The following is a 25,825-nucleotide window of genomic DNA, read 5'->3' on the forward strand; positions in this document are numbered from 1 at the left end:
ATGATGCGCCGCCGGTTTGGGATTTCACCCGTTGGCTTTGGGGTGGAGCAGGTCGGAAAATCCGACACGGTGCAGCATCTCGTTGCGAACCCGGTCGATCACGGCGAAGGCAACCTCGGCGCCGTCCTGAGTCGGATCGATGTGAACGCGGAACGGCCGCTGGCCGAACGGCATATCGACGACGTTGACGATCGCATCGGCCACTGACGCGGCGTCGGCCTCCGGTGGCACGATCGCCGAAAACGCCTTCATGATCTGCTCGCCGAAGCCGGCATAGGGGCCGGCTTCATATTCCGCGGCGCGCGCCCGGTCGGCGGGCGAACCCGAATGCGCAAAGTGATTGGTGCCGCCGGTGAACGCACCCGGCACGATGATCGAGGTTTCAATGCCCCATCGCGACAGTTCGCGCGCATAGACCACGGCAAGCGCATCCATGCCGGCCTTGGCGGCAAAATAGGGCGCGAGATAGGGCGGCGTGCCGCCGGCCGAGCTGCTGCTCGACACCCAGACCAGCAATCCCCTGCCCTGCTTGCGCAGTTGCGGCAACGCCGCGCGATTGACCCGCTGGGTGCTCAGCACATTGATGTCGTAAAGTTCGGCCAGTTGTTCGGGCGTGAACGCTTCCGCCGGACCGAACGACATGTGACCGGCGTTGTGCATCACGACGTCGAGGCGCCCTTGCTCCGCGACGATTTTTGCAATTGCCGCATCTGCCGAGGCTTGCGAGCCGACGTCGAGTTCGATGGCGCGCAGATCTACCTTGTTGTCGCGCGCAAATTTCTCGACGTCCGCGACGACAGCCGCGTTGCGGCCGGTGGTCTCACGCATAGACGCGTATACCGTGTGGCCTGCATATGCGAGCGCGCGGGCGGTGAGCGCGCCAAAGCCGCTGGAAGCACCGGTGATGACGATAACCTGTTTCATGACACGTATCCTTTTTGCGATTGGTTTGTTTGCCTCAGACCATGCCGCCATTGGGGCGCAGCGTCTGACCGTTGATCCAGGAGCCGTCCGGGCCGGCGAGGAACGAAACGCTGGCTGCGATATCCTCGGGCGTGCCGAGCCGCTCCAGCGGATTCATCTTCGCCATGCGCTCGATCAGCTCCGGCGATTTGCCGTTGAGGAACAGATCCGTGGCCGTCGGGCCAGGGGCCACCGCGTTGACGGTGATCGAACGGCCGCGCAGTTCCTTCGACAGCACCGCCGTCATGGTTTCGATCGCGGCCTTGGTGGCGGCGTAGACGCCATATGTCTCGAGCTTCACCCCGACGACGCTGGTCGATAAATTGATGGTCCGGCCGCCATCGCGCAGCCGTTTCGCGGCTTCGCGCATCGCGTTGAAACTGCCCTTGAGGTTGATCGCGATCTGCTGGTCGAACAGCGCATCGTCGCTGTCAGCGATTTTGGCGAGCTTCATGATGCCGGCATTGTTGACCAGCACGTCGACCCCGCCGAAGGCGGCTTCCGCCGCATCAAACATGCCGCGCACCGCGCTGGGATCGCTGACATCGGCCTTGGCGGTCAGCGCCCGGCCGCCGTTACTTTCGATTTTACGCGCCAGCGCCTCGGCGGATTTGGTGTCGCCGGAATAGTTGATGACGACGGTAAAGCCGTCTTTGGCAAGACGCTCGGCCACCGCCGCGCCGATACCGCGCGAGGCGCCCGTAACGATTGCTACCTTGTTGGATTCGTTTGCCATTTCTGGTCTCCTCATGGTTTTGCGGCTGATCCGCATCCGATGGGAGAAAGCTAGACCTTTCCTCCTTCCGGATAATCATGCATTATCTGGCATCATAATTCGGGAATTACGAACAATAGGATGGACCGGTTCGACGCGATGCGGGTCTTCTCGCGGGTGGTGGAGCGACGCAGTTTTTCGTTGGCCGCCGAGGATCTCGGCCTGCCGCGCTCCACGGTAACGGACGCGGTGAAGGGGCTGGAAGCCCGCCTCGGGGTTCGGCTACTCGAGCGGACCACCCGACAGGTGAGCCCGACGCTGGATGGCGAGGCCTACTACCGGCGCTGCCTGTCACTGATCGCCGATCTCGAGGATGCCGAAGGTGCGTTCGGCGGTGCCAGGCCGAAGGGACTGCTGCGTGTGGATGTGCACGGAACGCTGGCGCGTCATTTCGTGATGCCGCGCCTGCCCGAATTCCTCGCCGAATATCCGGGCATCGAACTCTACATGAGCGAGGGCGATCGGCCGGTCGATCTGATCCGCGAAGGCATCGATTGCGTCGTGCGCGTCGGCGATATCAAGGACAGCGACATGATCGCGCGCCGCGTCGCCATGCTTGATGAGATCACCTGCGCCGGACCTGCCTACATCGATCGCATCGGTCAGCCTGCGAGCGTCGACGCGCTCGGCGGCCACATCATGGTCGGCTTCCATTCGTCGGCGGCCGGGACGCTGCTGCCACTTGAGTTCGTCGTCGATGGCGCCGTGCGCGAGGTGAGGTTGCCGGCGATGGTTTCGGTCAACGGTGCCGAGAGCCTGGTCGCCGCCGCGCGCCTCGGGCTGGGGTTGATTCAGGTGCCGCGTTATCACGTCGAAGACGATCTGAAACGGGGAACGCTTGTCGCTGTACTGCCGGACTGTCCGCCGTCGCCGACCCCGGTCTCGTTATTGTATCCACGCCATCGCCAACTATCGCCGCGTGTCCGGGTGTTCATCGATTACGTAATGCGGGAGTTCGGTGCCGCGCGAGGCAGCGATCACGAGCGGAGCCCTGCCGATGTTGCTCGCACACGTTGGTGATGCTCTGCCGATCGCTGTTTCAAGGCATCGTGATGCCCGCATCATTGCAGGCGTCCTACATAATCTCGTCTGAATCTGGCTGCAGACATGCAGCATGTCGCGAGCAGCGGGGGCGCTGTTCAGTTGGTCTCGAACCTTACGGAATTTTCATGATGCCCCCGAGCGACGCCCTCGTCCAACAACCCCTTCCCTCCCGCTCATCTGCTTCCGTGCTGCTATCGAAAGGCGTGGCGCGCCTCGAAGGCACGTTGAAACTAACGACCGCGATCCTTGCGCTCGCGGCCGGCGTCTATACTTTTCTCGGTGTTCGCGAACTGTTGAACGGCAGCCCGGGCATGGTGTTATTTGCCGCGGTGATCTATTCGGTCGCGGTGTCGGTCGGCATCTATGCGTTCTGGGTGTTCCTGATGCATTTCATGCCGCATGTGGTCTCTCGCAGCGGCCGTGGCCTGATGATCGGCTGTCTACTGCTGGGATCGCTGATGATCGTGGCGATGTCGTCCTGGCTGAACGCCTCGGCGCTCGCCGGCGCGGCGGCGATCCAACAGCATCTCGCCATTACGGTGCAGAACTATACCCGTGATCTCGACACCGCGAACACCAACGCCATCGCGGCACAGGGACTGTTGCCGGATATCCAGCTGGCGTCGTCGCGCTTCGCGAAGCTCGCCGATGCCGAACGCGCCGGTTCGCTGACGGGCACCGCCGGGTCTGGCACCGTGGTACAGCTTCTGGCGCAAATGTCCGGACAACTCGACAGTCTCGGCCAGCAGGTCCAGGCTTCGGACAAACGTGTTTCGGCCTTGTACGAGCAGGGAAGTAAAAGTCTCGCCAGGATGCGGGAGTTGATTTCCGACCGCGGTCCGATTTCGGCGCGCAGCGATGCATTGGCAACCGAGTCCCTGACGCTGATGGGCGTGATCGCCAATCTGCAGCAGACCTCCGTTGCGCCGGCGGTCAAGCGCGCCGCGACGTCGCTGTCATCGAGCTTCATCGCGCCCGCCGCGGGCGGCCGTACGGCCGATCTTGCCGATCGCCAGAATGCGGTTGTCGGCAAGGTAGAAAGCTCGATTGCCGCGCAGGCGGCGTCGCTCTCAGGTGCCGCGGACAAGATCCTGGCAATGCCGAAGGTCGAACCGATCAGGTTTCAGACCTTGTCGCCCGCCGAAGCGGTGTTGCGTTATGCCGGCGATTTCGTCCCGAGCTGGGCCGGCGCGATCTCGATCGACCTGATGCCGGCGGTGCTGGTCCTGATCCTGTGCGTGGTTTACGCCGCGATCCGGCGCGAAGGATTGCCGGCGGTCAGCCCGTCCAACATGACGGTGGGCGAACTGGTCGCGGCCTTGCAGATGGCCCGCGAGGTCGGAGCGGCACAGCGCTCCGAGCCAGCGGTAGCGAAGTCCGATTCCGAACCTTCTGCCGGGCCAGCCGAGGAGAACGTCACTGCGCTGTCGTCGGCCCGATACACCAAATAGCACGGCGATGCCGACCCTTCCGCGACGCTTTCAGACCTGGCTGCCCGACAATCCGGATGAAGCCGTGCTGCGCTGGATTCTCCGCGGCGTCGTGACCGTCACGATCGTTTTGCTGGCGGCCGACCTCGCCCGCCTCAACGGATGGATCGTTTATCCCGACCTCGCGGCAGCGCCGACCGAGATCCAGGAGAATCTGCCTTCCCTCAATCTTCCCGGCTTGCCGTCGATCCTCGCGCCGCTCCTGCCGGATGGCGACAAACGACTGACGCCACTGCCAAAGCCGGAAGGCATCCTGGCAAACCCGATGACGATCGAGTTGCTGGGCGGCGGCAAGTTGATGGTGACCGGCACCATCACGCCCGGAATTTCCAAAGCCTTCGCAACCGAGATCGACAAACGCGGCGATTACATCAAGACCGTGGTGCTGAATTCGCCGGGGGGTTCAATTGCCGATGCGATGGCGATGGGACGGCTCATTCGCGAGAAGAAGCTTTCAACCGAAGTCGAGGCCGGAAAATACTGCGCCTCCTCATGCCCGCTGGTACTCGCGGGCGGCATCGAGCGTCGCGCCGGCGACGGGGCCATGATCGGCGTGCATCAGGTGGCGGCGATCACCTCTGCAGCCAATAGCCCGCCGCGCGACGAGATGAGCGTGACGCAAGACATCTCGGCGCGCTGCCTGCGCTATCTCGCCGAGATGGGCGTCAATCTGCAGGTCTGGGTGCATGCGATGGAGACGCCACACGACAAATTATTCGTCTTCAAGCCGGATGAATTGAAGGCGCTCAATCTAGCGACGACGATACCGGCTGCAGCACCCGCGCCGCCTGTGCCCGCGAAGGTGCGATCGTCAGAGAGCGCCATCGCGGCCCCGCGATGAGCGCAATTGCGCCCGCGCTGGGGCCGTATTCGCCGGACCATGCGGAACCATCCTCGCCTACCCACGTTGTCAGCGGTCATTGGAGGTTGCCATGCGAACGTTCTTCGGAATGATTTTGGGCGCGCTGCTGCTGGTCGGCGGCGTCTACGTCTACGACTCGATGCAGACCTCGAGCATCGCCAACGGCCAGGTCGCGCAGGCCAATCGCACCATCGTTAACTGGGACGTCGCGGCAGCCGACTGGCAGGCCCTGAAAGGGCGCGCCCATGACGACTGGGTGAAAATCTCGTCGAAGTAATCGCGCGGCGATTCAGCACCAATCAGGGCGCCCTCGTTTCTGACGAGGGCGCTTTTTTGCCTGGCAAACGCTAAAGCATGATCGCTATCATGCTCTGGATTCTTGTGTTGACGCGTTTTCTACCGCAGATAAGTCTACGCAATCTGCGTAAACTTGATTGCTATGCGAACCGGTATCCACCCCGGATCAAGTCCGGGGCAGGCTTTCGCTCGAAAACGCTCTAATTGCTCGCCTTCGCCTTGCGCGCGTCGGCAATGACCATCTCGAATTCCGCCATGGTCAGGACGCCAGGCACGCGGAATTTGCCGACAATGAAGGAGGGCGTCCCGTTAAAGCCGAACGCCTTGGCCTGATCGTTGTTGCGCGCCAGGATGGTGTCGATCGCCTTGGCATTGGCTGCGAGGTCGCGGTTGAGGCGATCCATGTCGATGCCGGCGGCCGCGAGCAGCTCGCCGAGGCGCGGCTCGGTCAGCTTCGAATTGACGCCGATCATCGCCTCGTGGGCTTTCAGGAACTTGTCCTGATATTTGGCGGCCAGCGCCATCCGCGCGGCGACCTTGGAGACCGGGCCCAGGATCGGCCAATCCTTCAGCACCAGGCGGACCTTGCCGTCGTCCTGCACGACCTGGCGAAGCTCGGGCTCGAGCTTGCGGCAATACGGACAATTGTAGTCGAACCACTCGACGATGGTGATGTCGCCATCGACATTGCCGGCCACCGGGATTTCGGGATCGCGCAGCACCAGCGCTTCCGTCAGCACCTTCTCCTCGTCGTCTTCCGCGCGCGCCGAACGCGGCGCGATGCCGGTGCCGAGCGCCGCAAAGCCCGCGCCGAGCAAGCCAAGCGCGTCACGCCGGGTCCGCTCCGATCTCATCAAATCATTCATAGCTGTTCCGACTGGTCCCGTTGCGGCCTAGAGCCTCGGTTCTGATCCAATCAGAACCGAGGCTCTAGCCTATTGTTCTGACGCGTTTTCTTCACGCGAACCGGTACCCACTTCGCTCGAAAACGCTATAGTTCACTCTACGTTCAAGATAGGGATAAGTTACGCGCCAGCATATAGAGCGCCACCGCAATAATGACCACGGCAAACACGATATTGAGCGCGCCGCGGCGCTCCGCCAGGTGCTGCGCCGACCGCGTGCCGGCCACCCCGCCGGCGATGCCGCCGGCGACGAACAGGCCCGCCAGCGGCCAGGAGACGAGGCCGGACCAGGCATAGCTGGCGGCGGTGGTCATGCCGAAGGTGGTGACGGCGACCAGCGAGGAACTGACCGCGTTCATGATCGGCATGCCCGTCGCCAGCATCAGGGCCGGCACGATCAGAAATCCGCCGCCGATGCCGAAGAAGCCGGACATCGTCCCGGTCGCCAGCCCGAGGCCGGCGACGGCCGGCATGTTGGACAGGCTGATCTTGACGTCGGGCAGCCCGATCCGCGCACGCGTCTTCAGCATCAGCATCGCGATGACAAGCATCACCAGCGCAAACAGCGCCAATAGTTTCTGGCCATCGACCATCTTGCCGAGGATCGATCCGCCGAAGGCGCCGATGATGCCCGCCGCCGCAAACACCAGCGCGCAGGACCAGACGACAGTGCCGCCGCGCGCATGGTTCGATAAATTGACCGCGGCATTCGCGGCCACCGCGATCGCACTGGTGCCGATCGCGACATGCGGCTCGGGCACGCCGACCACATAGACCATCAGCGGCACGGCCAGAATCGATCCGCCGCCCCCGACCAGGCCAAGGGAAAATCCGACCAGCATTCCCGATGCCAGTCCAAGCAGGCTTTGCGTTGTGGAGATGATCAAAATGGAAGACTCACTTTGACACCGCTATAGAAGAATTTTCTGCGGACTGCCATGGCTACAGCACAAACCTGCACTGCAACAGGGATCAGCGCACCAAAAGCGTCGCCGCCAGCGGCACCAAAAGCGATGTCACCAGCGCGTTCAGGCTCATGGCGATGCCGGCGAACACGCCCGCCACCGCATCGACCTGGAAGGCGCGCGCGGTGCCGATGCCGTGGGCCGCGATCCCGACCGCAAAGCCGCGGGCGCGGAAATCGGTAATTCCGGTCCGGTTCATCAGCGGCGTGACGATGATCGCACCCATGATCCCGGTGAGGACCACCGAGACCGCCGTCAGCGACGGATCGGCGTGCAGGGACTCGCTGATGCCCATGGCGACGCCGGCGGTGACTGATTTCGGCGCCAGCGAGAGAATGATCGCGCGCGGCAGGCCTGCGGCCTCGGACAGCAGCACCACCGAAACGATCGCGGTGATGGAGCCGACCGCGAGCGCCACCAGCATCGGCAGGATTGCCGCCGCCACCACGTTTCGGTTTTCGTAGAGCGGCACGGCCAGCGCCACCGTCGCGGGTCCGAGCAGGAAATGCACGAACTGCGCGCCGCCGAAATAGGTCGTGTAGGACGTCTTGGTGAGCAGCAGGAAGGCGCCGATGATCCACATCGAATGCAGTACCGGATTGGCCAGCGGATGGCGGTGCGTCCAAAGCGACGCCGCATCCGTGATCGCATAGGTCAGCAGCGTCACCGTCAGCCAGAGCAGCGGCGACTGCGACAGGTAGACCCACAGAGAAAATGGATTGTCGCTCATGGTCTGTCCTGTCCGCGCGCGAGGAAGCGGTTCGCCACCAGAAACGTCGCGACCGTCACCAGCAAGGTGATGACCACGGAGACGGCCAGGATCGCCAGGATGGCGATGCCGTGCTCGGCGAGCAGATCGAGCTTTTGCACGACGCCGACGCCTGCGGGGACGAACAATAGCGACAGATGCGCCAGCAGGCCGCGGCTCGCGCTTTCCACGCCATCGCCTTGCAGCGGCCCGCGCGCGAGCACGACGAAGCGGTCCCGCGCCAGCAGCAACAGCAGCAGAAGCACCAGCCCGACCACCGGGCCCGGCATCGGCAGGCCGAGGCCGCGCACGAAAACTTCGCCGATCAATTGGCAAAGCAGGATCAGGCTAAGGCTTGCAATCATGCGACCGTCCGCGCAGAGAGGGCCCTATCAGGTGGCCGCCGCGGACGCTTGTCAATGTGCCCGTCAGGCCCGCGCGTGAGGGTTGTCGTGCTGCGTTGCAGGTTCGCGGCGCGGCAACGCCATCAAGGTGCCGGTCATGGTCGCGATCAGCGTTTCGACGCCGTCATGTTCGGCATAAGCCCGGCCTTCGCACACCGTCAGCGTGCGCCCGGGTTTGACGACACGAGCGCGGAACGCAAAACGCTCGCCCTTCGCCGGCGCCAGCAAATTGGTCTTGAACTAGACGGTCAGGATGTCGGAACCGGCCGGCATCAATGTGAAAGCGGCGATGCCGCAGGCGTTGTCGAGCCCCGCCGTGATCACGCCGGCATGAACGAAACCGTTCTGCTGGGTGAAATCGGCCGAATAGGCCATCGACAGGTCGACCTCGCCGGGCTCCAGCCGCGCCAGCGAAATCCCGAGCGTGCGCATCGCCGGCTGCCGCTCGAACGTGTCGGTCGCGACCCGGCGAAAATCCGGATTCTTGGGGACGAAGCGCGGCATCTGCGTTCACGCCATCGCCGGCGCTGATGGAGCGAGATGTTTCGCCGCGGCGTCGCGGATTTTGACCTCAAACGACGCCGATTTGCGCGCCTGCCGGTGCATGTGCACGCCTGTTATCTCGCAGGTAGCGGCAATCTCGCCGGTTTCGGCGTTGCGCATTTCGTGCAGCAAGCGGATCGACTTGTCGCGGATCTCCAAAAGCCGGCTTTTGACCTTGACGATATCGCCGGCCAGCAATTCGCGCGTATAGCTGATGTTCTGCTGCACGGCGGCCATGCCGCGGCCGGATTCGCGCAAATAAGTCGGCGTCAGCCCGAGCCGGGCGAACAGATTCCAGTTGGCTTCGTCGAATTTGCCGACATACCACATGATATTCATGTGGCCGACATGATCGCATTGCCACGGATAGACCGTGCCGCGATAGGTCGCCTCGTTTTCCATCGATCGCTCCCGCTTTCGACTGCTGATACGGTAGCGTATCACGGGGGTCATGGGTTAGCAATACGGTACCGTATCAGAAGGGGCCGAAATGACCGACGGCAAGGGCGACGCCTGGATCGAGGCCGGTTTCAGGGAGATCGCGCGCTCCGGCGTCGAAGGCGTGCGGGTGGAGGTACTGGCCAAGAGCCTCGGCGTCACCAAGGGCGGCTTCTACCGGCGCTTCCGGGATCGCGCCGCGCTGCTCGAGGGCATGCTGCAGGGCTGGAGCGCGGGGCGCATCGCCGCAATCGAAAAGCAATCCAGTCTCGATGGCGCTACCGCCCGCGAACGGCTGAAGGCGCTGATCGCGCTTTATTCGGAGCGGATGAATACCGAGGGCATGGCGGTCGAACTGGCGATCCGGCAATGGGCCCGGTCCGACGAGGCCGCTGCCGCAGCCGTGGCCAGCGTCGACGCGGCGCGCTTGAGGAATGTCGGACATCTCTATCGCGCGACGGGTCTCGCGCCTGACGAAGCCGATGCGCAGGCGTTCCTGTTCTACTGCTTCATCTTCGGCCAGAGCCTGCTGTTTCTCGAACGCGGACCGCGCAAGCGCGCGCAACTGGTCGCAAAGTCAGCCGGGAAATTGCTCGAAGGCGATGGTTAGGCACGACCGGCTGAAAGCCGGCCGCGCTTGTCGGTGAAGAGCCTCAGCCCTTCAGCTTCTTGGTACATTCGCTGTAATAGCCGCCGCCCTTCTGGATCCACTTCAGGCCGCCATTGCCGCCGGTCGCCTTGTTGGCGTTGTACTGGTCGACGCAAGTGTGCATTCGGGCCTTGCCGGCGCTCTCCTTGGAATATTTCGCATCCACGGCGGACGGAAATACCGCGGGCCCGGACGGCGCCGCCGGTGCTGCCGCAGGCGCGGCTTCCTTCTTGGCCTCTTTCGGCGCGGCTGGCGCCGGAGCGGCAGCCGGAGCCGCGGCCGCCGCCGGCGCGGCGGTGGCATCGGCGCCGCAATTGGTCTTGCGGAAGTCATTCCACTTTTGGCCGTTCAGCGTGCCGGCGGCCTTGGCGGCCTGATATTTCGCGCTGCATTCCTGCGTGGTCAGCGCCTGCGCCGGAGCTGTTGCCGCGAACGCGGCGAAGCCCGATACCGCAATCGCACACAATAGTTTGGCTTGAATGTTCATCCTTGGTCTCCCTCTTCACTTCCTGGGTATCGACGATCCGGAGGCGCCCATCCTAGCGCAACCGGAACTCGCGACAACGCGCGGGGCCAATGGTTCGCTCAAAATATTGTAGCCACGAAAATGCCGGATCGTCCGCTTCATTCACCCGCGGTTCATCATCACCGCGCGACGGTTGTCCCGTTCCATTCCATTTGAGGTGTCCCATGACGAAGATTTCCTCCCTTGCGACTGCGGCCGCTCTTGCTTCGCTGCTGTTGACGGGCTCCGCATTCGCGCAGACGGCGGCGCCAGCCAAGGACGCCACCAAGACCGAGACCAAGGCGCCGGCCGAAAAGAAGGCCGAGAAGCCGCGGACCGCAGCATCCCTCGAATGCTCGAAGGAAGCCGACGCCAAGGGGCTGCACGGCAAGGAGCGCAAGAAATTCCGTTCCGAATGCAAGAAGGGCGCGACCGACAAGGCCAAATGATTTGAACCAGATAGCCCGAGCCAAATGACCTGATTTCTGCCCGCTTGCGCGGGAAGAGACCCGGATCATGGCCACGGTTTAGTCCCCGGCCGGTTTGCGCTGAAGCGTAAACCGGCCACCCTTTTGACGGGGAGGCAAACGCACGCATTGCAGCAATCGCCTGGTGCATTTGTCGCCCCAGCGCGGATTTGCCATAAGGCGGCGTGACCCTGATCCCCGCAACGATCGCGCTTGCCGTTCCCAGCCGCGCCAGGATTCTCAACACGCTCGAGACGCTCGCCATCGGCAGCGCCGGCGGCCTGCTGTTTTTGTGGGCACACCTTCCGGGCGGGCTGATTTCCGGCGCCATGATCGCGGTCGGCATCGCCGCACTGGCCGGGCGGCCGCTCGGGGTGCCGCCACTCCTGACCCAGTCGGTGTTGTTGCTGCTCGGCATATCCCTTGGCTCGCTGGTGTCGCGGCAGTTGATCCAGCATATGGGCTCCTACCCCCTGACCATTGGGCTGCTCGCGCTCGCGACCTTCTGCTCGACCTTCGGCAGCAGCCTCTATCTGCAGCGCGTGCACGGCTGGGACCAGACCTCGGCCTTCCTGGCCGGGAGCCCCGGCGCACTGTCGCAAATCACCATCCTTGCTGCGGAGCGAGGCGCGGACGTGCCGGCGATTGCCGTGGTGCAGACCATGCGCGTGATCATCCTGACCGCAGCACTCCCGCTACTTTTGTCGCTGACCGGCGTCGCGCCGTCGTCGCCGCCGGCCGTGATCTCGGCGATTGCCTCGCCGCTCGAATTGGCCGCGCTGATCGTGGCCTCGGTGGCGGTCGCCCTCTCCTTCATCATCGCCATCATCATCTCGGCGATGTTCGTCGCGGTGATTGCGCTCACCACCCATGTGCGCTTCGCCGACGTCATCGTGGCGTTCGCGCCCGGCGCGATGGACGCCATGCTGGCGCTGGCGCTGACGCTGCACATCGATCCGATTTTCGTCGGCGCGCATCATCTGTCGCGCTTCGTGTTCGTCACCATCACCACGCCCGGCATCATCCATCTGTTCGGACGGCCGCAGGATGACGTCGACGATTAAGCTCTGAACCTCATCCTGAGGAGCGCGCAAAGCGCGCGTCTCGAAGGATGTCCGCATCGAGGCCTCATGGTTCGAGACGGCGCAAGCGCCTCCTCACCATGAGGGATCAAAGTCTGGATGTCCTGACCAGGCCCCACGCCGCGATCGCGGCCATCAATAGCGAGATCAGCACATTGTAGCCGGCCAGCGACAGGCCGAGGAAACGCCACTGCACCTCGTCGCAGCGGATCACTTTGACGCTGTCGAGCCGCTCGAGCAGATTGCCGGCGCTGCCGAGATTTCCGACCGGACCGGTGCAATCGGTCGGCCCCTGCCAAAAACCCCATTCGACGCCGGCATGGTAGGTGCCAAGCCAGGCATTGCCGAGCGCGGCGAGCGCGAGAATGGCGAGCCCCACCAGCAGCACCGGACGCGGGGCACCCTTCATGGCCGCGAACGCGACCAGCGCGCCCAGCGGCATCGCGAGATAATAGGCGTAGCGCTGTTCGAGGCAGAGCGGACAGGGGCGGATATCCAGCACCAACTGGAAGAACCACGCGCCCGCCAGCGTCGCCGCCGCAATGATCGCCACGGCCAGCGCCGCGGTCAGCGCGGGATCGGCCGACTTGCCGGCGTGCGACGGGCGTGCGGTGGCGAGTGTCACGGTCAATCTCCTGCCTGTAAAGGCGTCGTATCCCTTAGGGATGAACCTGTCGAGGCACGGGACAATCACTTCCGCGCGGGTTGACCCACGTCCCGCGCCCGCTATATTCCGCCCGCTTCGCGATGCCGGCCCCCAAGGCAAGCCTCCGAAGGCCCCTGTGGCGGAACTGGTAGACGCGCTCGACTCAAAATCGAGTTCCGCAAGGAGTGCTGGTTCGATTCCGGCCAGGGGCACCAACTAGGCTGTTCAAGCCTGTTCCAAATCGTCCGCAACCGTCCGCGCAGTGCTCGGAAACCCTTGAAAAATAGGCAATTCCGCGTACATCGGTGTTCGTCACCGTTTGTTCTCATCCGATCCCAGCCGTCCGATTTGTTGGTATTTTTGTTGGTATCGGGAGAACAAACGTTCACGGCGACTTCGCCATTCCGAACCGAGGGAATTAAGCAGATGGTCCGCAAGAACGATAACGCGTGCGCCAACCCCAAGCAGATCAGGACCGACGTCGACTGCCGCGCCGCCCGACCGAAAGCCGACAAGGGCGCGTGGAGCGCCGCCAAGATTTCCGACGTGACCGGCGGCGGTCTCTATCTCTTCGTCACGCCGGACGAGAGCAGGCCCGGCGAAGCTGCCTCCAAGCTCTGGCGAATGGGCTACCGCTTCCACGGCCGTCAAAAAACCTACTCCATCGGGCCTTACGGCAACGGCAAGGATGGCACGTTCTCGCTCGCCGACGCGCGGCGAGAGCGCGACAAGGCCAAAGACCTGCTCAAGGACGGCAAAGACCCGAGCACCGAGAAGCAGCTCGACAAGCACAGACAGGCGGCCGCCCGGCCTTTCGAGCAATGGGCCGACGAGTGGCTCGCGAAGAAGAAGGTGGAGAAAGTCAAACGCGGCAGGATCGTCGCGGTGCGCGACCCCAAGACCATCGAGGTGCTTGAGCTGCGTGTCGGCTACGTCAAGGTTCGCTTCGGCAAGCTGCTGAGGCAGAACATCAAGCGCCCGGACGTGCTCGCGTTCATGCGTTCATATGAAGCCGAGGGAAAGCTGGAAACCCGCGACCGCGTGCGCAGCATTGGTGAGCAAATTTGTAACTATGCCGATGTCGAAGGCGACGGCTACAATCCATTCCGGAACCTTAATGGGCAGATGATTGCCAACATGTCGACGCCGCGTCCCGGCGTCACCGAACCACGCGACGTGACGCGCGTCTTCAAGCTCATCAGCGTGCCGTGGACGAGAGCGAGGTTTAGTGACGTTGTTGGCCTTGCTTTGCGCTTCGATGCGCTGACCATTCCCCGCCCCGGCATGGTCAATGAAATGGAGTGGAGCGAGGTCGATTGGGATGCCGAACGCTGGACTATTCCAGCCGCCAAAATGAAGACCGGTTGGGACCACGTCGTGCCTTTGTCACGGCAGGCACTCGCAATCCTGAGCAGCGTTCAGAAGCTGACCGGCCATCGCCGGTACGCGTTTTCCTGCTCGAAGGACGCGCCGCTATCAAACAACACCCTCAACAAGCGCTTGCGGCTGCTTGGCATTGACACCAAGACTGATCATTGTGCCCACGGATTCCGGACCACCTTCTCGACCCTGTCTCACCACGAAGAGATCAAGGACGCCAAGGCATGGGATGGCGATGTCGTCGAGCTGCAGCTCGCGCATCTCGATAACTCTACTGTGGAAGGGCTCTACAAAAAGCACGGACCGCTCGCGCTGATCGGCTCGCGCACGAAGCTGATGCAGCATTGGGCTGATCGGATCGACCACTGGCTCGATCCCAAGAAGGTTATGCCGATCAAGGGAGGCGCGCAGGCCTGAGCACCGATCATCAGGCGTGGTTAATGTTGCCCAGTTCAATCCGTGGCAAGCTCATGTGCGGCTCCGAAACGTTCGTGTTCAACTCAGATCGAGACTTCTTCACAGGCTTCCTTGAAGTCAAAGCCCGACAGGCCGCGCTCCCGCAACAACTCCGCGAGACGGTCGGAGACGAACCATCTGCCGCCATACCGGCGTTCCGTCCAACACGCCCGGCCGCCGATCACCGAGGCGTCCAGCGTGCATTTCCAGGGGCCAGCGGCGCGCTCGTATTGCCATCCATCGACCTGACCGCGACCGAGGGCGTTGAAGTTGCTTTGCGCCTCGATAATGGAGTCGATGCATCCGACCACGTTAAACAGGAAATATGGTCCGAGCCTGGCAACCCCCTTCTTGTCCTCGACGGCCAACGGGAAGAAGCCATGCCGGCCGGGATCCAGCTCCTCAACGCAGTCCTTGAAGCGCACGCTGACAAGGGTTGGGAGGAGGGACTCGCAGCTTTGCGGCGGAAGGCGAACCGAACGTGGCGGTTTGCCTGCTTCCGGGGACCGAATTGGCTTTTGATCAAGACGTGAAACACAATCAAAGCTGGATTTGGACGAAGGCCCCCAACTTCAGAGTTGCTCGATTTCGCAAGATAGATCAGCGCAATGCCTACCGACATCATGACGCGCTCGAATTGCCAGACGGAAACGTCGTTCTCGTGACGCATCTCTCAAGCGGCCAGAGGGCGACTGTATTGCAGCTTCCGGTCACGCGTCAGCCCGAACGCGCGACCCCCACTGCCGAGGAGCACTCAAACCGTAACACGCTCGCTTCTGCCCTATAGAAATGGCGTGACATCAAGCAAAACCTGCCGAGCGCAGGCCCGGCGGGCCAAAATGTACGCAGGAATTGCGTGTGGTCCGCAGAGGGCTAGAAGAGTCGTGTGCGCGTTTAGCTGGAAAGCGCTGGGCTCATGTCGCCCCAACGGCAGAACGAGTCCGCGAGGCTCTTAGGGGCCTTGGCGGGTCAATCGAGGTCGGAAGCTACCGCGGCACCGTCATCGAGCGACGGTGGCACGTCGGTCAGCACGGCAAGCGACGCTATTTATCAAGCCTGCCAAGTGCGACCTCTACGTCCGCTTATCCCCCAAGAGCGGCAGTATAGCGGACGTCGCGGCACGGCGCATTTGTGCCGATACTGTTGCAAAAGTCGAAAATCGAACGACTCCGAAAATCTCGCGAAAGTCGATTTTTAGACGCCTCTACCGCCGCAAGGCTCTGTAGGTCCCATACGAGCGTCCATGGTCGTCTTTGTGCGAAACGATAATGATGGCATCCGCCGGCTTGTAGAGCTGGGGCTGAAGTCGAAGAAATAGGGCTGCGATGACGGCGGCGGGAAAAAACATTAGTCCGTGGACGCCGGAGGACGACGAACGGCTGCGCTCGTTGGCGCTCACCGACGTGAAGGCTCGTGAGATCGGAATGCAGTTGAACCGAACCGAACACGCCGTCCGCTCTCGCGCCATGAGATTGAATATCGACCTTAGAAAAATCACGCTCGAACGGCGACGATAGCGAAGGCGAAGAAATGAGCGTATTCTGATGGCTGTGCAGCACCGCGGAACAAATTGGACACCCGAGGAGGATCGGCGATTGCTCGATCTCATCGAGGCCGGTAAATCGTGGGTGTTTATTTCCGCGAACCTCAAGCGTCCTGTGAAAACTATTCGAGACCGCATCTCGCAAATGCGGCGGTCTGGGCTAAAGGCGAAGGGGAAATAGCCCGAGTGCGATTTGTCTCGCTATCGCTGCCCAACAAGCGCTGCCTTTGCCGCGGGGCCCCTCGAAAGGAGGTCGGTCGTGGACGGAAAAATATTCAACAGCCGTGGCGTCCACGTAGCGATCGTCCTTGGCCCGGCCATCTTCGATCTCAAGGGACAGAAGATCTATGACCTCAGAGGCGTGAACATTTACAAGCTTTCCGGAGAGCTGGTTGGACACCTGACAGATGCTCAAAGCACCAAGAGGCATTTGGACAAATCCACCGACAAGCTGTTCCCGGAACGTTAGGCGCGGTCTGCTGATTTGCGACGATTGCCAAGCCCTCACGGGCGGCTTTCACGCGCCCGTAGGTTGCGCTAGGCCCTTGCCGCGAGGCGGCGTCCTGAGCTGAAATCAAACTAGACCACCAGTACCAACCCTTTTTTTGATCAACGCTCTGGCCGATATCGGCGCTCGATCACGGCACGTCGCGAAGCGGCGAGTTCATCCGCTCGCATGTATTTCGCTTCACATGACCGTCTCGGAGCCACAGGCGCTTGAGGCGGACCGTCCGCGCTAAACGCGCGAGAGCCGCCGGGATGTCCCCAGCGGCTCGCGCGTTGCGTAGCGATGTGGTGCGACGCGCAGCGTCGCGTGGTGGAACGTTGCGATGCGCCGAGGCGCGCCGCGTTGCTACCGTGATGTCGATAACTCCTACGCGTCTCATCGACTAAGCTAGCATGGCTGGTCGCGAGGCGACTTCAAGACAGCGCGGCTGACGTAGTCGCCATCTCTTTCGAGAGCGCCGAAAAAGCCGCGACTGCTGGAACGGGATGTAACAAAACCTGTACCGGTGGCGCTGACGACTACGATGCTTGCGCACGGTGCCGTTGAGCCATCGTACCTGCCAAAAGCGTGATACGCTTAGCGGAAAGCGGCGGGAAACCTAGATGTCAGAAGACGCCCTTATCGTTATAACAAGCGCCATCAAAACCGCTTTCATTGATCATCCCGGCTCTGGGCACGGCACGATGTGGGACCAAGTCACGAAAAGTGACGAAGAAAGTATCCATCTCGCCAAGGCTGTGCTGGTTGCTCTTCGCAAAGCCGGATACTCCGTTACCAAGGTCGAGGACCAGAATCCCCCGAAGCCCTAAAGGCGAGAAGCTCCTGCCGACGTGATCGGGGATGCCATTTGCCGGTGCCGCGTCTGCTTGCTCGGGCGTTTAATTGGTGTGGCCGGTGAAGCAACCCTAGCGGCGAACATCGACGCATCCCGCGTCTGCTGTTGCGCGGTAAGCAGCCGTCAAGACGTTCCCCACCGCACTTCTGCGAAGTGCCCCAGGAGCCGACATCACTCGACAGCCTCAGCAGAACGCCCTACGGATTCCGTTGGCGCTGACTGTATCGCCGATTTCGAAGGAGCATCAGGTCCGCGCCAACCTGCAGAGGGCCGCTATAGGTTTCACGCGTTCCGGCCACGATATCATCAACGCTTGCCGGAGGAACCCTGTCACCGGCGCTTCTCCTGGCGCCAATCGATCGCCGAGTTCGAACCGGGCGAGCGGTCGGTGTCGTATTCATACCGCTTTCTCCGCCGCGCTGGAGGCCTGCGCAACCGGGGTCATTTGAACGGTGACGCAAACTGCGCTATGAGTCCGGCGCGGATCGGTGTTGTCCTTCATATTGCCGGAGGCAGCCTATGACATCAATCACCCGTCGTTTGTTCCTGTCGCTGGCGACTGCTCTTGCTCCGGGCGCGGCGATCGCCCATCACGGCTGGGGCGGATACGACACGTCCAAGTCGTTCACCGTCACCGGCGAGATCCTGAAATCGACCTACGAGAATCCGCACTGCGAGATCGAGATGGAGGTCGACGGTAAGCATTGGCGCTTCGTCCTGGCGCCGCCTTCGCGCATGCAGCAGCGCGGCATCACGCCGGACCTCATCGCGTCTGGCAAGACCTGCACCGTGTTCGGCTATCCCCATACCAGCCACCCGGACGAGGCGCGGATCGAATACATCATTCTCGACGGCAAACGCACCGAATTGCGGTAGACCAAGAGTGGAACATCAGCCGGCCGCGCCGATCTTCCTGACATTGCAGGAAAGCGCGCTCGGTCATGTGATGCGCAGCTCACCCGCGCTTTATCCCGCGGTCGAGATCCTGCACATCCTCGGCTTCGTTGTGCTGGTGGGATCGATCCTGGCGCTCGATTTGAGGTTGCTCGGACTGGGGCGCGCGATTCCGATCCAGCCGATGGCGCAATTGCTGCTGCCTTTTTCGCGCTTCGGTTTTCTGCTCGCGATCAGCATGGGATTCCTGTTGTTCAGCGCCGATGCGGCGCATGTAGTGCGCAATCCTGCGTTTCAGACCAAGCTGCTGCTGATCGCGGCGGCGCTGGTCAACATCGTGATCGCGCATGCCGGCCCGTGGCGACGTGTTGCGCTCTGGCGCGCCGAAGCGTCCGGCGGCGCTAAAGTTACTGCGCTCGTGTCGCTTCTGCTGTGGCTCAGCGCCGTCTGCGCCGGGCGTCTGATCGCGTATTTTTAATGGGGTCCGCCGCCACGTGCCGCATCCGCTTCGCCATCTTCGCAATCCTCGTCGGCTTCTGCACCGCGGCGGACATCGCCAGCGCCGACGAGGCCGAAGCTTGGACCGCGTTGCACGCAGGCCGGCATGTCGCCCTGATGCGCCATACCGATGCGCCGGGTGGCGCCGGCGATCCGCCGGGCTTCCGGGTCGATGACTGCGCCACTCAGCGCAATCTCAGCGCCAAGGGACGCGCGGACGCCGCAAGGATCGGCGCGCGGCTCAGATCGGAAGGGATTGCGGTCGAAAGAATCCTCAGCTCGCCGTGGTGCAGCTGCATGGACACGGCCACGCGAGCTGACATTTGGCAATGTGGTCGTGCTGAGCGATCAAAGAGAGTCCCTGACCGCCAGCGCGCGCGGTCATCGACAAATGGACCGGGAGCGGAATCCTTCTTGTCGTGACGCACGGTGCGAACATTCGGGCTCTCACGGGCATCTCGCCGGCGAGCGGCGAGATCGTCGTGGTCCGAAGCGGAAGCGGCGGCAGCAGCGCACGTGTCGGTCGCCTGATTCTTGATTGACGCGTAACACCAGTCTGTCCCACTTCTTCAAATTAAGGTTTGAGATTTCACTTCCGGTAATGGGATGGTCCGGCCGTGCTCCTGCCCTGCCAGCAAGCGAAGCTGGCAAGGGGCGCCAAAGACAAGGAGCACGCCATGTCTCAGATACCCAATACCGCGATCGCCGTGATCGGCATCGATATCGGCAAGAACTCGTTCCACGTTGTGGGCCACGATGCGCGCGGCGCCATCGCACTGCGGCAGAAGTGGTCGCGTGGCCAAGTGGAAGCGCGGCTCGCCAACCTGCCACCGTGCTTAATCGGTATGGAGGCCTGCGTCGGCGCGCATCATCTCAGTCGCAAGCTCCAAATGCTCGGCCACGACGCCCGGCTGATGCCGGCCAAATATGTCCGCCCCTATAGCAAGGGACAGAAGAACGACTTCAATGATGCCGAAGCGATTGCCGAAGCCGTGCAGCGCCCGACGATGAAGTTCGTGGCGACCAAGACCGCGGAGCAACTTGATCTGCAGGCACTGCATCGGGTGCGCGAGCGGCTGGTCGGTCAGCGTACCGGCGTCATCAATCAGATCCGTGCGTTCCTGCTGGAGCGGGGCATCGCCGTGCGGCAAGGCCTGCGTTCGCTGCGGTCCGAGTTGCCGGGTATCCTCGCGACGCGCACCGATGTCCTCGCGCCTCGCATGTTGCGCATCATCGAGGACCTGGCAGGCGACTGGCGCCGGCTGGACCAGCGCATCGATGGCCTATCCGGCGAGATCGAAGCCCTGGCCCGTCAGGATCAGGCATGTTCGCGCCTGATGACGGTGCCCGGCATCGGGCCGATCATTTCGAGCGCCATGGTGGCCGCGATCGGCACTGGAGACGTATTCTCCAAAGGCCGCGACTTCGGCGCCTGGCTCGGACTGGTGCCCAAGCAGATCTCGACGGGAGACCGCACGATCCTCGGCAAAATCTCCAGGCGCGGCAATCGCTACCTGCGCGTTCTGTTCGTGCAGGCGGCATGGGTTGTGCTGGTCAGGATAAAGGACTGGGAACGTTACGGGCTCAAATCCTGGATCGAAGCCGCCAAGAGGCGGTTACCGACGAGGGTCAAGAGATCTTTCAGACTTGGACGGCCGACCGCCCCGGGACCGATGTGATCTTCCTGCGCGACGATGGAAAAACGTGGGGCGCTTCGCATCAGAAACGCCCCCTAACTGAAGCAAGCCGGCAGGCAGGCATTTCACCAGCCGTCAATTTCCACATCTTACGACATACTTATGCGTCGCATCTGGCGATGAAGGGTGTTCCGATGGGAGTTATTGCAGCTCAGCTCGGCCATGCAGACACCCGCATGACAGAGAAGCATTATGCGCACCTGTCGCCGAGCTACGTCGCGCAGACCATTCGGGCGAATTTTCCGCTACTGAATCTGTCAGAGGAACCCCAAGTTGTTCCTTTGCGGAAGCGCATCGCGATCTAACGCGCTGTAAGGAAGAACCTGCGACCCCTGCGTCACCGAACGTCGTTATCAGTAAGGAAACACCAATGAAATCAATGAAATTCGGGTACCTTTGTCCACTGTTATCGCCGTTTGTTCACGGGGTTTTGGTGGTCAATCGGTGGTTGGAAACAGTGGTGCAATTTGTAACCGGCAGTTATGTGCGTCAAGTTCAGCAAAATCGATCACGGGGTCCGGTAGAGCCATCCCCTCGGAGCCGCCGTCGCTCGCTTGCCCGAAGCGCAGCGCTGGCGAGCGACGGCGGCGGAGAGGGGTGGCGTCCACCCCTTTGGCGGGCCTGAACATCGTCAGGCGGCAGCCTTGAGCATCTCCTTCTTGTGCTTCAACAGATCCATGTTCAGATAGCGGTGGTCTTCGAGCCAGGCCTCGTGGCGCTCGACGGTGAGCGCCCTGACGAGTCTCAGGCAGCTCTCCCCACTGGGGAAGATGCGGACCGCATAGGTACGCCGCCTAATCTCCTCGTTGAGGCGTTCCAGCATGTTGGTCGACTTCATGTGCTTTCGATGTGCCAGCGGCAGGCGGAAGTAGGTCAGCGTCTCCTCGATGTTGTCCTCGACCCAGCCGGTGAGCTTGGGATATTTGCCGCTCCATTTACCGAGCCAGGCCGCCAGGTCGCGCCGCACCTCTGAGAGATCGCGCCGGTCGTACAGCCGTCATTTTGGACTACCCATTAAATTGACGGTAAATCATCCTGTCCCTGTCGGAAACCTAATTCGGCTGGCAAGTGAGGCCGAATCGCGCAATGTTTCTGGCTTATGAGAGAAGCTTGCAGCCTGGTCTGGTCGGTGCTGGTGCTATTGTTCCAGTCGCGGGCCTCGTTGGAAGCTGAGATCCTGATCCTTCGTCATCAGCTTAACATCCAGCGACGGCACCTGCCAAAGAGACTGACTTTCCGTGCCATGGATCGCCTGATCTTTGTTGGGCTGTCTCGTTTGGCGCCAAGTACCCTCAATGCGCTGACGATTGTGAAGCCGGAGACTGTCGTCCGTTGGCATCGCGCCGGGTTCAGATCTTACTGGCGCTGGAAATTACGACCTCGTTCCGGCCGACCGACGGTTGCGGTCGAAATACGACGGCTGGTCCGCGAGATGAGCATTGCCAATCCTCTGCGGGGAGCGCCGCGGATTCATGGAGAGTTGCTCAAGCTCGGTATCGAGATCGGCCAGACCAGCGTCGCCAAATACATGGCCAAGCGAAGAGACCCGCCATCCCAAGGCTGGAGGACGTTCCTTCGCAATCATGCCGACGGCATCGCCGCGATGGATCTGTTCGTCGTACCGACAATCTCATTTCGTCTGCTCTACGGCTTGTTGATTGTGGGGCATGGTCGACGGCAGATTTTATGGTTTGGCGTCACAGCGCATCCGACCGCAGAATGGATCGCAAATCAGATCACGGAAGCCTGCGGCTGGGAACAAGCTCCCCGCTATCTCATTCGTGACCGGGACGGGGCCTATGGTGAGGTCTTCATCCGAAGGCTTCGATCAATGGGCATTCGCGATCGACCGACGTCGCCGCGCTCCCCTTGTATGCTGAACGACTGATCGGTTCGATCCGCAGGGAATGCCTTGACCACGTTGTTGTGTTCAGCGAGCGCCACCTCCGTCACCTACTGCTGTCGTACATGAAATATTACAATCCTGTTTCATAACACCCATCCGTCTACGCGATTGAAGAGAAGAGGTTTTGCCGATCTGGATGCGATCCCGTGGGGTGATTGGGGTTCTGCCTCGCGCGATGAACGATGCGCTGAGCGGCCGGTTCGCCGAGGGTTGATCGGCGGAAGAGCCACGGACCATCCGGCAGGGGATGCCCCGCTTCGATTTCGCCCGCTTCGGCGGCGAGCCTGAGCGTCTTCGGTGCAATTCCGAGCAAACCCGCCGCCTTGTTCAGATTGAGCCATGGCTCGTTCCCATCCGGCACCGGTCGAAAGACCGGGATCTTATGATGCGACCTGAGCGCGGTGACCCGCTCCCGTGTCCAGCGATTGCCGTGGCCGGTCACCAGGCCGTTCCGGTTGAGGATGCCGGCAATCAGATCATCATTGGCGATGAGAACCAGCTGGCGGATGGCGGCGAGCATGTCGGCGGAGATGCTGTTGCGCTGTCCGCGGCGACGCCTCGGCAGGCGCAGTTCGGTATGAACGCCGCCCATCCAATGGATCAGGAGAACGATCTCTGACGCTTCGTCATCGATATCGGCGACCACCTCGTGGATGACGGTGCGCACGATTCGCTTCTTGAGCCTCGCGTCGGTCGGCGGCGCCGACCAGACAGCCTTGAGATCAGCGGCCAGCGCGGCGACGTGTCCTGGCGAGCGTGATGGTTCCGATGTCGAGGCATCATGCGCGGCAATCCTGGTCTCGATCTCGCCTACACGTGTGAGCGCGCTGTTCCATCGCAACTCCAGTTCCGCCGCGATCAGCCGGTTCTGCGGATCGATGGCGTCATACTGTCGGAATGCCCGATCGGCGCGGTAGCGCGCCGCCTCGAGGTCGCGCGCCAGCGCATCACGAACCTGATCGCGGCGGCTGGCCGCTTGGGCTTCGGCCTCGACGGCCGCAGCTATCGCTGCCGGTTCGACAACCCGCAGAAGAGCTTCCTCGACGGCGTCGTCGACACGCAATCCTCCGAATGCGATGCAGCGTGGCTCGCCATTGTCGAGCGAACCCCGCCAACAGGAATAGCGCGGAATGTTATGCTTGGCGCCGGTGTAGCGGACCGTCAGCTTGCGTCCGCAACGCCGGCAGCGGACAAGGCCGGCGAGCAAAGCGTCGCCGTGCTTCGGCGCTCCGTGATGTCGGCCTGTGGGCAAGTTGTCGCTCACCATCTTGCGGATCGCCTCCGACCGCTCCCAGCTGACGTAACCCTCATGGACGCCTGGGATCAGCGCCAGCCATTCGGCTCGCGCCTTACGACGGCTCCTGGGTCGGATCACGCCTGCGGCTGCATCATATCCTGTCGCGACACGACTCTTACCATAGGCGTAGGCGCCGCCGTAGATCGGGTTCTCGATCATCCGGTGGATGGTGGTATAGTGCGGCCTGCGCCAGACCACGTCACCATTATGGCGCTTGGCGGGCAAGTCCAGCCCATGCTCGATGAACCAGAGCAGGGCTTGCCGGACACTGCCGAGTTCGGCCACCTTGTCGAAGACGAGGATGATGGCCTCCTGGACACGGCGATCGGGATCCTTCTCGAGCCTGTCGCCGACCTTCACGAAGCCGACCGGGGCAGCGACGATGAGTTCGCCGCGCCGGGCCTTCTCATAGCGGGCCGACAGCGAACGCTGGCGCAGAAGATCGAGCTCGTACTCGTTGAGGCTGCCCTTCAATCCCAGCAACAGCCGGTCGTTGCCCTGACGCGGCGCATAGACCGTCTCCTGATCGATCAGCACGGTATCGACGACGCGGCACATCTCGATCAGCTGCTGCCAGTCACGGCTGTTGCGGGCGAAACGCGAGACTTCCCGCGCCGCGACCGCACCGACCTTGCCCAGGCAGACCTCGGCCACCATTCGATCAAAGCCGGCGCGCGCGACGCCGCCTGCCGCCGAGCGCCCGAGATCGTCATCGACCGTTTCGATGCGAGACCAGCCCAGCGCCGTCAGACGATCGCGCATCGCATATTGCAAGGCGCTGCTCTCGCGATTGTGGAGAACCTGATGGGCGGAGGACTGCCGTACATACAGGATCGCCTTGCGCTCCAGATGATGCGGCCTGATCTTCTCAGACATCATGACGCATCTCCTCCCTTTGCCGGAGGTCGCCGTCGGCGTGGCCGAAGATCAGGCGGACCATCAGCTTCGTCAGCGTATGGCGCGTCTCGGCGGGCAACGCCTGCCATTGCGGCGTCTGCGCCGCGGCGGTGGGCGGATCGCAGAACAGATCGAACTGACGTGCATTGCTGTGAGGATGGCGGTGAGCGGTAGGCGGGCGCGGCATGGACATCTCCCCGATTCGCGTCGTGAGAGCCCAATGCTGCGCTGGAATTCCGCAATTGCGATGGTGCGCCCGAAACCGACGTCACATCCTGCAGCAGCGTTGCCAAGGCGGTGAGCACCGCAAGCTCAACATAGGGAGTGGCGCCAACACGCCAGGTCGCGCGAGCCGCCCGATCGAACATCCAGGCCGGAATCTCCAGCCATCGCGCAGATGCCCGACCAGAGAGGCTGCAACGGAAAACCTCTCTGCCAGCCTTCTCAACCACCTCATGAATATGGACCAGGCAGCCGGCCCAAGGATGCCACGGATAAAGAAGCTCGTACTCCGCGATCCCGTGGGCGTTCCGTCGTCGTGTTGTACAATGGGGCCCGCACGCATCTATCCCTGGAGAAAGATGCGCCGGTCTCGCGCGCCGTCGATCGCGCCGGGCACATTCTTTGTCGCCCAACCCTGGGCGGACTGCATCACCAATATGCCCGGATTTAATTTACGACAGGCACAGGGATCAAGCGAGTGGTACTATGTCGGGAATGGCACGCAGCCAGGGCCGACGACGGCTACCGGCATTAAGGAGCTGCTGAGCAGGAAGACCGCTCCTTTGGGTGCGCGCCGCAGCTGATGCGCTTCCGCGGCAGAATGGTGCCCTCGCCGTGAACATAGGCCAGTGGCGCTGTCGTGCCTTCCGCGTCCGCGGCCGCGCGGTCTTCGCCTGCAGTTGCGCGACGGTTACCACGACACCAAAACGACGCTACGCCATCCCCAGATTCTGGAACGGCCGCTTGGCGCAGACGCCTTAGCAATTTTCGATCTCGATAACTACGGACGCGATATAGCTCGTACTAACCGAGCAGGACGAGCCGTCCTCACGGATCTAATTCAACGAAGACGATTCTTGGATTCTGGTGTTCTTCTGCCCTATCTCGGGTTGGGCACGCTTCTCGGCC

At 62.3% G+C, this 25,825-nt stretch carries 28 protein-coding genes, 1 tRNA gene and 3 pseudogenes; 18 read left to right on the plus strand and 14 right to left on the minus strand.

Annotation, left to right across the window (positions count from 1 at the left end; genetic code table 11):
• Positions 1–24: 24 nt before the first annotated feature.
• Together V1289_RS15070 and V1289_RS15075 are read right to left on the minus strand one after the other, a co-directional pair.
• Positions 25–924, minus strand: coding sequence for an SDR family oxidoreductase (locus V1289_RS15070; RefSeq protein WP_334397666.1), 900 nt, complete (start codon positions 922–924; stop codon positions 25–27).
• 34 nt (positions 925–958) lie between these two features.
• Positions 959–1,699 carry an SDR family oxidoreductase gene (locus V1289_RS15075; RefSeq protein WP_334397667.1) on the minus strand — a complete coding sequence of 247 codons (741 nt, stop codon included), beginning with the start codon at positions 1,697–1,699 and terminating at the stop codon, positions 959–961.
• Between the two features lie 120 nt (positions 1,700–1,819).
• Here V1289_RS15075 and V1289_RS15080 point away from each other — a divergent pair, with 120 nt between their 5' ends.
• From V1289_RS15080 to V1289_RS15095, 4 genes are all read left to right on the plus strand, one after another.
• On the plus strand, positions 1,820–2,758 hold the full coding sequence (locus tag V1289_RS15080; protein ID WP_334397668.1) for a LysR family transcriptional regulator: 939 nt from the start codon (positions 1,820–1,822) through the stop codon (positions 2,756–2,758).
• A 149-nt stretch (positions 2,759–2,907) separates the two neighbouring features.
• The gene (locus V1289_RS15085; RefSeq protein ID WP_334397669.1) at positions 2,908–4,233 is read left to right on the plus strand and encodes a hypothetical protein; all 1,326 of its coding nucleotides are present in this window, start codon (positions 2,908–2,910) and stop codon (positions 4,231–4,233) included.
• Positions 4,234–4,240: 7 nt separating this feature from the next.
• Positions 4,241–5,113 carry a hypothetical protein gene (locus V1289_RS15090; RefSeq protein WP_334397670.1) on the plus strand — a complete coding sequence of 291 codons (873 nt, stop codon included), beginning with the start codon at positions 4,241–4,243 and terminating at the stop codon, positions 5,111–5,113.
• Between the two features lie 91 nt (positions 5,114–5,204).
• Positions 5,205–5,411, plus strand: a complete 207-nt coding sequence (locus V1289_RS15095; RefSeq protein WP_334397671.1) for a hypothetical protein — start codon at positions 5,205–5,207, stop codon at positions 5,409–5,411.
• Between the two features lie 220 nt (positions 5,412–5,631).
• Here V1289_RS15095 and V1289_RS15100 read toward each other — a convergent pair whose 3' ends face one another.
• The 6 genes and pseudogenes from V1289_RS15100 to V1289_RS15125 form a co-directional block, all read right to left on the minus strand.
• A complete protein-coding gene (locus V1289_RS15100) occupies positions 5,632–6,285 on the minus strand; it encodes a DsbA family protein (RefSeq protein ID WP_334397672.1) in 654 nt (217 codons plus the stop codon).
• A 155-nt stretch (positions 6,286–6,440) separates the two neighbouring features.
• Positions 6,441–7,220: a sulfite exporter TauE/SafE family protein gene (locus tag V1289_RS15105; protein WP_334407469.1), complete on the minus strand. Its 780-nt coding sequence runs from the start codon at positions 7,218–7,220 to the stop codon at positions 6,441–6,443.
• An 88-nt stretch (positions 7,221–7,308) separates the two neighbouring features.
• Positions 7,309–8,031, minus strand: coding sequence for an LrgB family protein (locus V1289_RS15110; RefSeq protein ID WP_334397673.1), 723 nt, complete (start codon positions 8,029–8,031; stop codon positions 7,309–7,311).
• On the minus strand, positions 8,028–8,414 hold the full coding sequence (locus V1289_RS15115) for a CidA/LrgA family protein (protein WP_309181932.1): 387 nt from the start codon (positions 8,412–8,414) through the stop codon (positions 8,028–8,030). The genes V1289_RS15110 and V1289_RS15115 overlap by 4 nt, the downstream gene beginning before the upstream one ends.
• 63 nt (positions 8,415–8,477) lie before the next feature.
• Positions 8,478–8,957 (minus strand): annotated as a pseudogene (locus V1289_RS15120) (PaaI family thioesterase).
• Between the two features lie 6 nt (positions 8,958–8,963).
• The gene (locus tag V1289_RS15125) at positions 8,964–9,398 is read right to left on the minus strand and encodes an acyl-CoA thioesterase (RefSeq protein WP_334397674.1); all 435 of its coding nucleotides are present in this window, start codon (positions 9,396–9,398) and stop codon (positions 8,964–8,966) included.
• 88 nt (positions 9,399–9,486) lie between these two features.
• Between V1289_RS15125 and V1289_RS15130 the strand changes: the two genes are divergently transcribed.
• A complete protein-coding gene (locus V1289_RS15130; protein WP_334397675.1) occupies positions 9,487–10,044 on the plus strand; it encodes a TetR/AcrR family transcriptional regulator in 558 nt (185 codons plus the stop codon).
• 43 nt (positions 10,045–10,087) lie between these two features.
• Here V1289_RS15130 and V1289_RS15135 read toward each other — a convergent pair whose 3' ends face one another.
• Positions 10,088–10,570: a hypothetical protein gene (locus tag V1289_RS15135; protein ID WP_334397676.1), complete on the minus strand. Its 483-nt coding sequence runs from the start codon at positions 10,568–10,570 to the stop codon at positions 10,088–10,090.
• Between the two features lie 203 nt (positions 10,571–10,773).
• Between V1289_RS15135 and V1289_RS15140 the strand changes: the two genes are divergently transcribed.
• A complete protein-coding gene (locus V1289_RS15140) occupies positions 10,774–11,037 on the plus strand; it encodes a PsiF family protein (protein WP_334397677.1) in 264 nt (87 codons plus the stop codon).
• Positions 11,038–11,240: 203 nt separating this feature from the next.
• Positions 11,241–12,119: an AbrB family transcriptional regulator gene (locus V1289_RS15145; RefSeq protein WP_334397678.1), complete on the plus strand. Its 879-nt coding sequence runs from the start codon at positions 11,241–11,243 to the stop codon at positions 12,117–12,119.
• Between the two features lie 106 nt (positions 12,120–12,225).
• Here V1289_RS15145 and V1289_RS15150 read toward each other — a convergent pair whose 3' ends face one another.
• Complete coding sequence (locus V1289_RS15150; protein WP_334397679.1) at positions 12,226–12,762, minus strand: disulfide bond formation protein B; 537 nt, start codon at positions 12,760–12,762, stop codon at positions 12,226–12,228.
• Positions 12,763–12,913: 151 nt separating this feature from the next.
• Between V1289_RS15150 and V1289_RS15155 the strand changes: the two genes are divergently transcribed.
• Both V1289_RS15155 and V1289_RS15160 read left to right on the plus strand, forming a co-directional pair.
• A tRNA-Leu gene (locus V1289_RS15155) sits at positions 12,914–12,998 on the plus strand.
• Positions 12,999–13,209: 211 nt separating this feature from the next.
• Positions 13,210–14,580 carry a tyrosine-type recombinase/integrase gene (locus tag V1289_RS15160; RefSeq protein ID WP_334397680.1) on the plus strand — a complete coding sequence of 457 codons (1,371 nt, stop codon included), beginning with the start codon at positions 13,210–13,212 and terminating at the stop codon, positions 14,578–14,580.
• 83 nt (positions 14,581–14,663) lie between these two features.
• Here the strand turns inward: V1289_RS15160 and V1289_RS15165 are convergent, their stop codons facing one another.
• Complete coding sequence (locus tag V1289_RS15165) at positions 14,664–15,044, minus strand: imm11 family protein (protein WP_334397681.1); 381 nt, start codon at positions 15,042–15,044, stop codon at positions 14,664–14,666.
• Positions 15,045–15,944: 900 nt separating this feature from the next.
• On the opposite strand from V1289_RS15165, the gene V1289_RS15175 reads away from it, so the two are divergent.
• The 8 genes and pseudogenes from V1289_RS15175 to V1289_RS15205 all read left to right on the plus strand — a co-directional run bounded on the left by V1289_RS15175 (position 15,945) and on the right by V1289_RS15205 (position 20,899).
• Entirely contained in the window at positions 15,945–16,136 is a 192-nt protein-coding gene (locus tag V1289_RS15175) for a hypothetical protein (protein WP_334397682.1), read from the plus strand.
• Positions 16,137–16,163: 27 nt separating this feature from the next.
• Entirely contained in the window at positions 16,164–16,343 is a 180-nt protein-coding gene (locus tag V1289_RS49690) for a Myb-like DNA-binding domain-containing protein (protein WP_442896008.1), read from the plus strand.
• A gap of 78 nt (positions 16,344–16,421) precedes the next feature.
• Entirely contained in the window at positions 16,422–16,631 is a 210-nt protein-coding gene (locus V1289_RS15180; protein ID WP_334397683.1) for a hypothetical protein, read from the plus strand.
• Positions 16,632–17,272: 641 nt separating this feature from the next.
• Positions 17,273–17,479 (plus strand): hypothetical protein, encoded by a 207-nt coding sequence (locus V1289_RS15185; RefSeq protein ID WP_334397684.1) that lies wholly within the window; start codon positions 17,273–17,275, stop codon positions 17,477–17,479.
• A 545-nt stretch (positions 17,480–18,024) separates the two neighbouring features.
• Positions 18,025–18,381, plus strand: coding sequence for a DUF6152 family protein (locus tag V1289_RS15190; RefSeq protein ID WP_334397685.1), 357 nt, complete (start codon positions 18,025–18,027; stop codon positions 18,379–18,381).
• A 7-nt stretch (positions 18,382–18,388) separates the two neighbouring features.
• Complete coding sequence (locus tag V1289_RS15195) at positions 18,389–18,877, plus strand: DUF6644 family protein (protein WP_334397686.1); 489 nt, start codon at positions 18,389–18,391, stop codon at positions 18,875–18,877.
• A 697-nt stretch (positions 18,878–19,574) separates the two neighbouring features.
• Positions 19,575–20,516 (plus strand): annotated as a pseudogene (locus V1289_RS15200) (IS110 family transposase); the annotation flags it as partial.
• On the plus strand, positions 20,438–20,899 hold the full coding sequence (locus V1289_RS15205; RefSeq protein WP_334397687.1) for a tyrosine-type recombinase/integrase: 462 nt from the start codon (positions 20,438–20,440) through the stop codon (positions 20,897–20,899). The pseudogene V1289_RS15200 and the gene V1289_RS15205, both read left to right, overlap by 79 nt.
• A gap of 326 nt (positions 20,900–21,225) precedes the next feature.
• On the opposite strand, the pseudogene V1289_RS15210 reads toward V1289_RS15205, so the two are convergent.
• Positions 21,226–21,588, minus strand: a pseudogene (locus tag V1289_RS15210) (transposase); the annotation flags it as partial.
• Between the two features lie 168 nt (positions 21,589–21,756).
• Between V1289_RS15210 and V1289_RS15215 the strand changes: the two are divergent.
• On the plus strand, positions 21,757–22,482 hold the full coding sequence (locus V1289_RS15215) for a hypothetical protein (protein ID WP_334397688.1): 726 nt from the start codon (positions 21,757–21,759) through the stop codon (positions 22,480–22,482).
• A gap of 118 nt (positions 22,483–22,600) precedes the next feature.
• On the opposite strand, the gene V1289_RS15220 is transcribed toward V1289_RS15215, so the two are convergent.
• Positions 22,601–24,676, minus strand: a complete 2,076-nt coding sequence (locus tag V1289_RS15220; RefSeq protein ID WP_334396560.1) for a recombinase family protein — start codon at positions 24,674–24,676, stop codon at positions 22,601–22,603.
• A complete protein-coding gene (locus V1289_RS15225; protein WP_334396559.1) occupies positions 24,666–24,881 on the minus strand; it encodes a hypothetical protein in 216 nt (71 codons plus the stop codon). Before V1289_RS15225 ends, V1289_RS15220 begins: the two co-directional genes overlap by 11 nt.
• Positions 24,882–25,825: the final 944 nt, after the last annotated feature.

The sequence above is a fragment of the Bradyrhizobium sp. AZCC 2289 genome, assembly GCF_036924615.1.
In the GTDB taxonomy this organism is placed as follows: domain Bacteria; phylum Pseudomonadota; class Alphaproteobacteria; order Rhizobiales; family Xanthobacteraceae; genus Bradyrhizobium.

Coding starts and splice junctions, on each gene's coding strand:
- V1289_RS15070 (WP_334397666.1), bottom strand. CDS start 924: ATGAAACAGGTTATCGTCATCACCGGTGCTTCCAGCGGCTTTGGCGCG.
- V1289_RS15075 (WP_334397667.1), bottom strand. CDS start 1,699: ATGGCAAACGAATCCAACAAGGTAGCAATCGTTACGGGCGCCTCGCGC.
- V1289_RS15080 (WP_334397668.1), top strand. CDS start 1,820: ATGGACCGGTTCGACGCGATGCGGGTCTTCTCGCGGGTGGTGGAGCGA.
- V1289_RS15085 (WP_334397669.1), top strand. CDS start 2,908: ATGATGCCCCCGAGCGACGCCCTCGTCCAACAACCCCTTCCCTCCCGC.
- V1289_RS15090 (WP_334397670.1), top strand. CDS start 4,241: ATGCCGACCCTTCCGCGACGCTTTCAGACCTGGCTGCCCGACAATCCG.
- V1289_RS15095 (WP_334397671.1), top strand. CDS start 5,205: ATGCGAACGTTCTTCGGAATGATTTTGGGCGCGCTGCTGCTGGTCGGC.
- V1289_RS15100 (WP_334397672.1), bottom strand. CDS start 6,285: ATGAGATCGGAGCGGACCCGGCGTGACGCGCTTGGCTTGCTCGGCGCG.
- V1289_RS15110 (WP_334397673.1), bottom strand. CDS start 8,031: ATGAGCGACAATCCATTTTCTCTGTGGGTCTACCTGTCGCAGTCGCCG.
- V1289_RS15115 (WP_309181932.1), bottom strand. CDS start 8,414: ATGATTGCAAGCCTTAGCCTGATCCTGCTTTGCCAATTGATCGGCGAA.
- V1289_RS15125 (WP_334397674.1), bottom strand. CDS start 9,398: ATGGAAAACGAGGCGACCTATCGCGGCACGGTCTATCCGTGGCAATGC.
- V1289_RS15130 (WP_334397675.1), top strand. CDS start 9,487: ATGACCGACGGCAAGGGCGACGCCTGGATCGAGGCCGGTTTCAGGGAG.
- V1289_RS15135 (WP_334397676.1), bottom strand. CDS start 10,570: ATGAACATTCAAGCCAAACTATTGTGTGCGATTGCGGTATCGGGCTTC.
- V1289_RS15140 (WP_334397677.1), top strand. CDS start 10,774: ATGACGAAGATTTCCTCCCTTGCGACTGCGGCCGCTCTTGCTTCGCTG.
- V1289_RS15160 (WP_334397680.1), top strand. CDS start 13,210: ATGGTCCGCAAGAACGATAACGCGTGCGCCAACCCCAAGCAGATCAGG.
- V1289_RS15175 (WP_334397682.1), top strand. CDS start 15,945: ATGACGGCGGCGGGAAAAAACATTAGTCCGTGGACGCCGGAGGACGAC.
- V1289_RS49690 (WP_442896008.1), top strand. CDS start 16,164: ATGGCTGTGCAGCACCGCGGAACAAATTGGACACCCGAGGAGGATCGG.
- V1289_RS15185 (WP_334397684.1), top strand. CDS start 17,273: ATGTCAGAAGACGCCCTTATCGTTATAACAAGCGCCATCAAAACCGCT.
- V1289_RS15190 (WP_334397685.1), top strand. CDS start 18,025: ATGACATCAATCACCCGTCGTTTGTTCCTGTCGCTGGCGACTGCTCTT.
- V1289_RS15205 (WP_334397687.1), top strand. CDS start 20,438: ATGGGTTGTGCTGGTCAGGATAAAGGACTGGGAACGTTACGGGCTCAA.
- V1289_RS15220 (WP_334396560.1), bottom strand. CDS start 24,676: ATGATGTCTGAGAAGATCAGGCCGCATCATCTGGAGCGCAAGGCGATC.
- V1289_RS15225 (WP_334396559.1), bottom strand. CDS start 24,881: ATGCCGCGCCCGCCTACCGCTCACCGCCATCCTCACAGCAATGCACGT.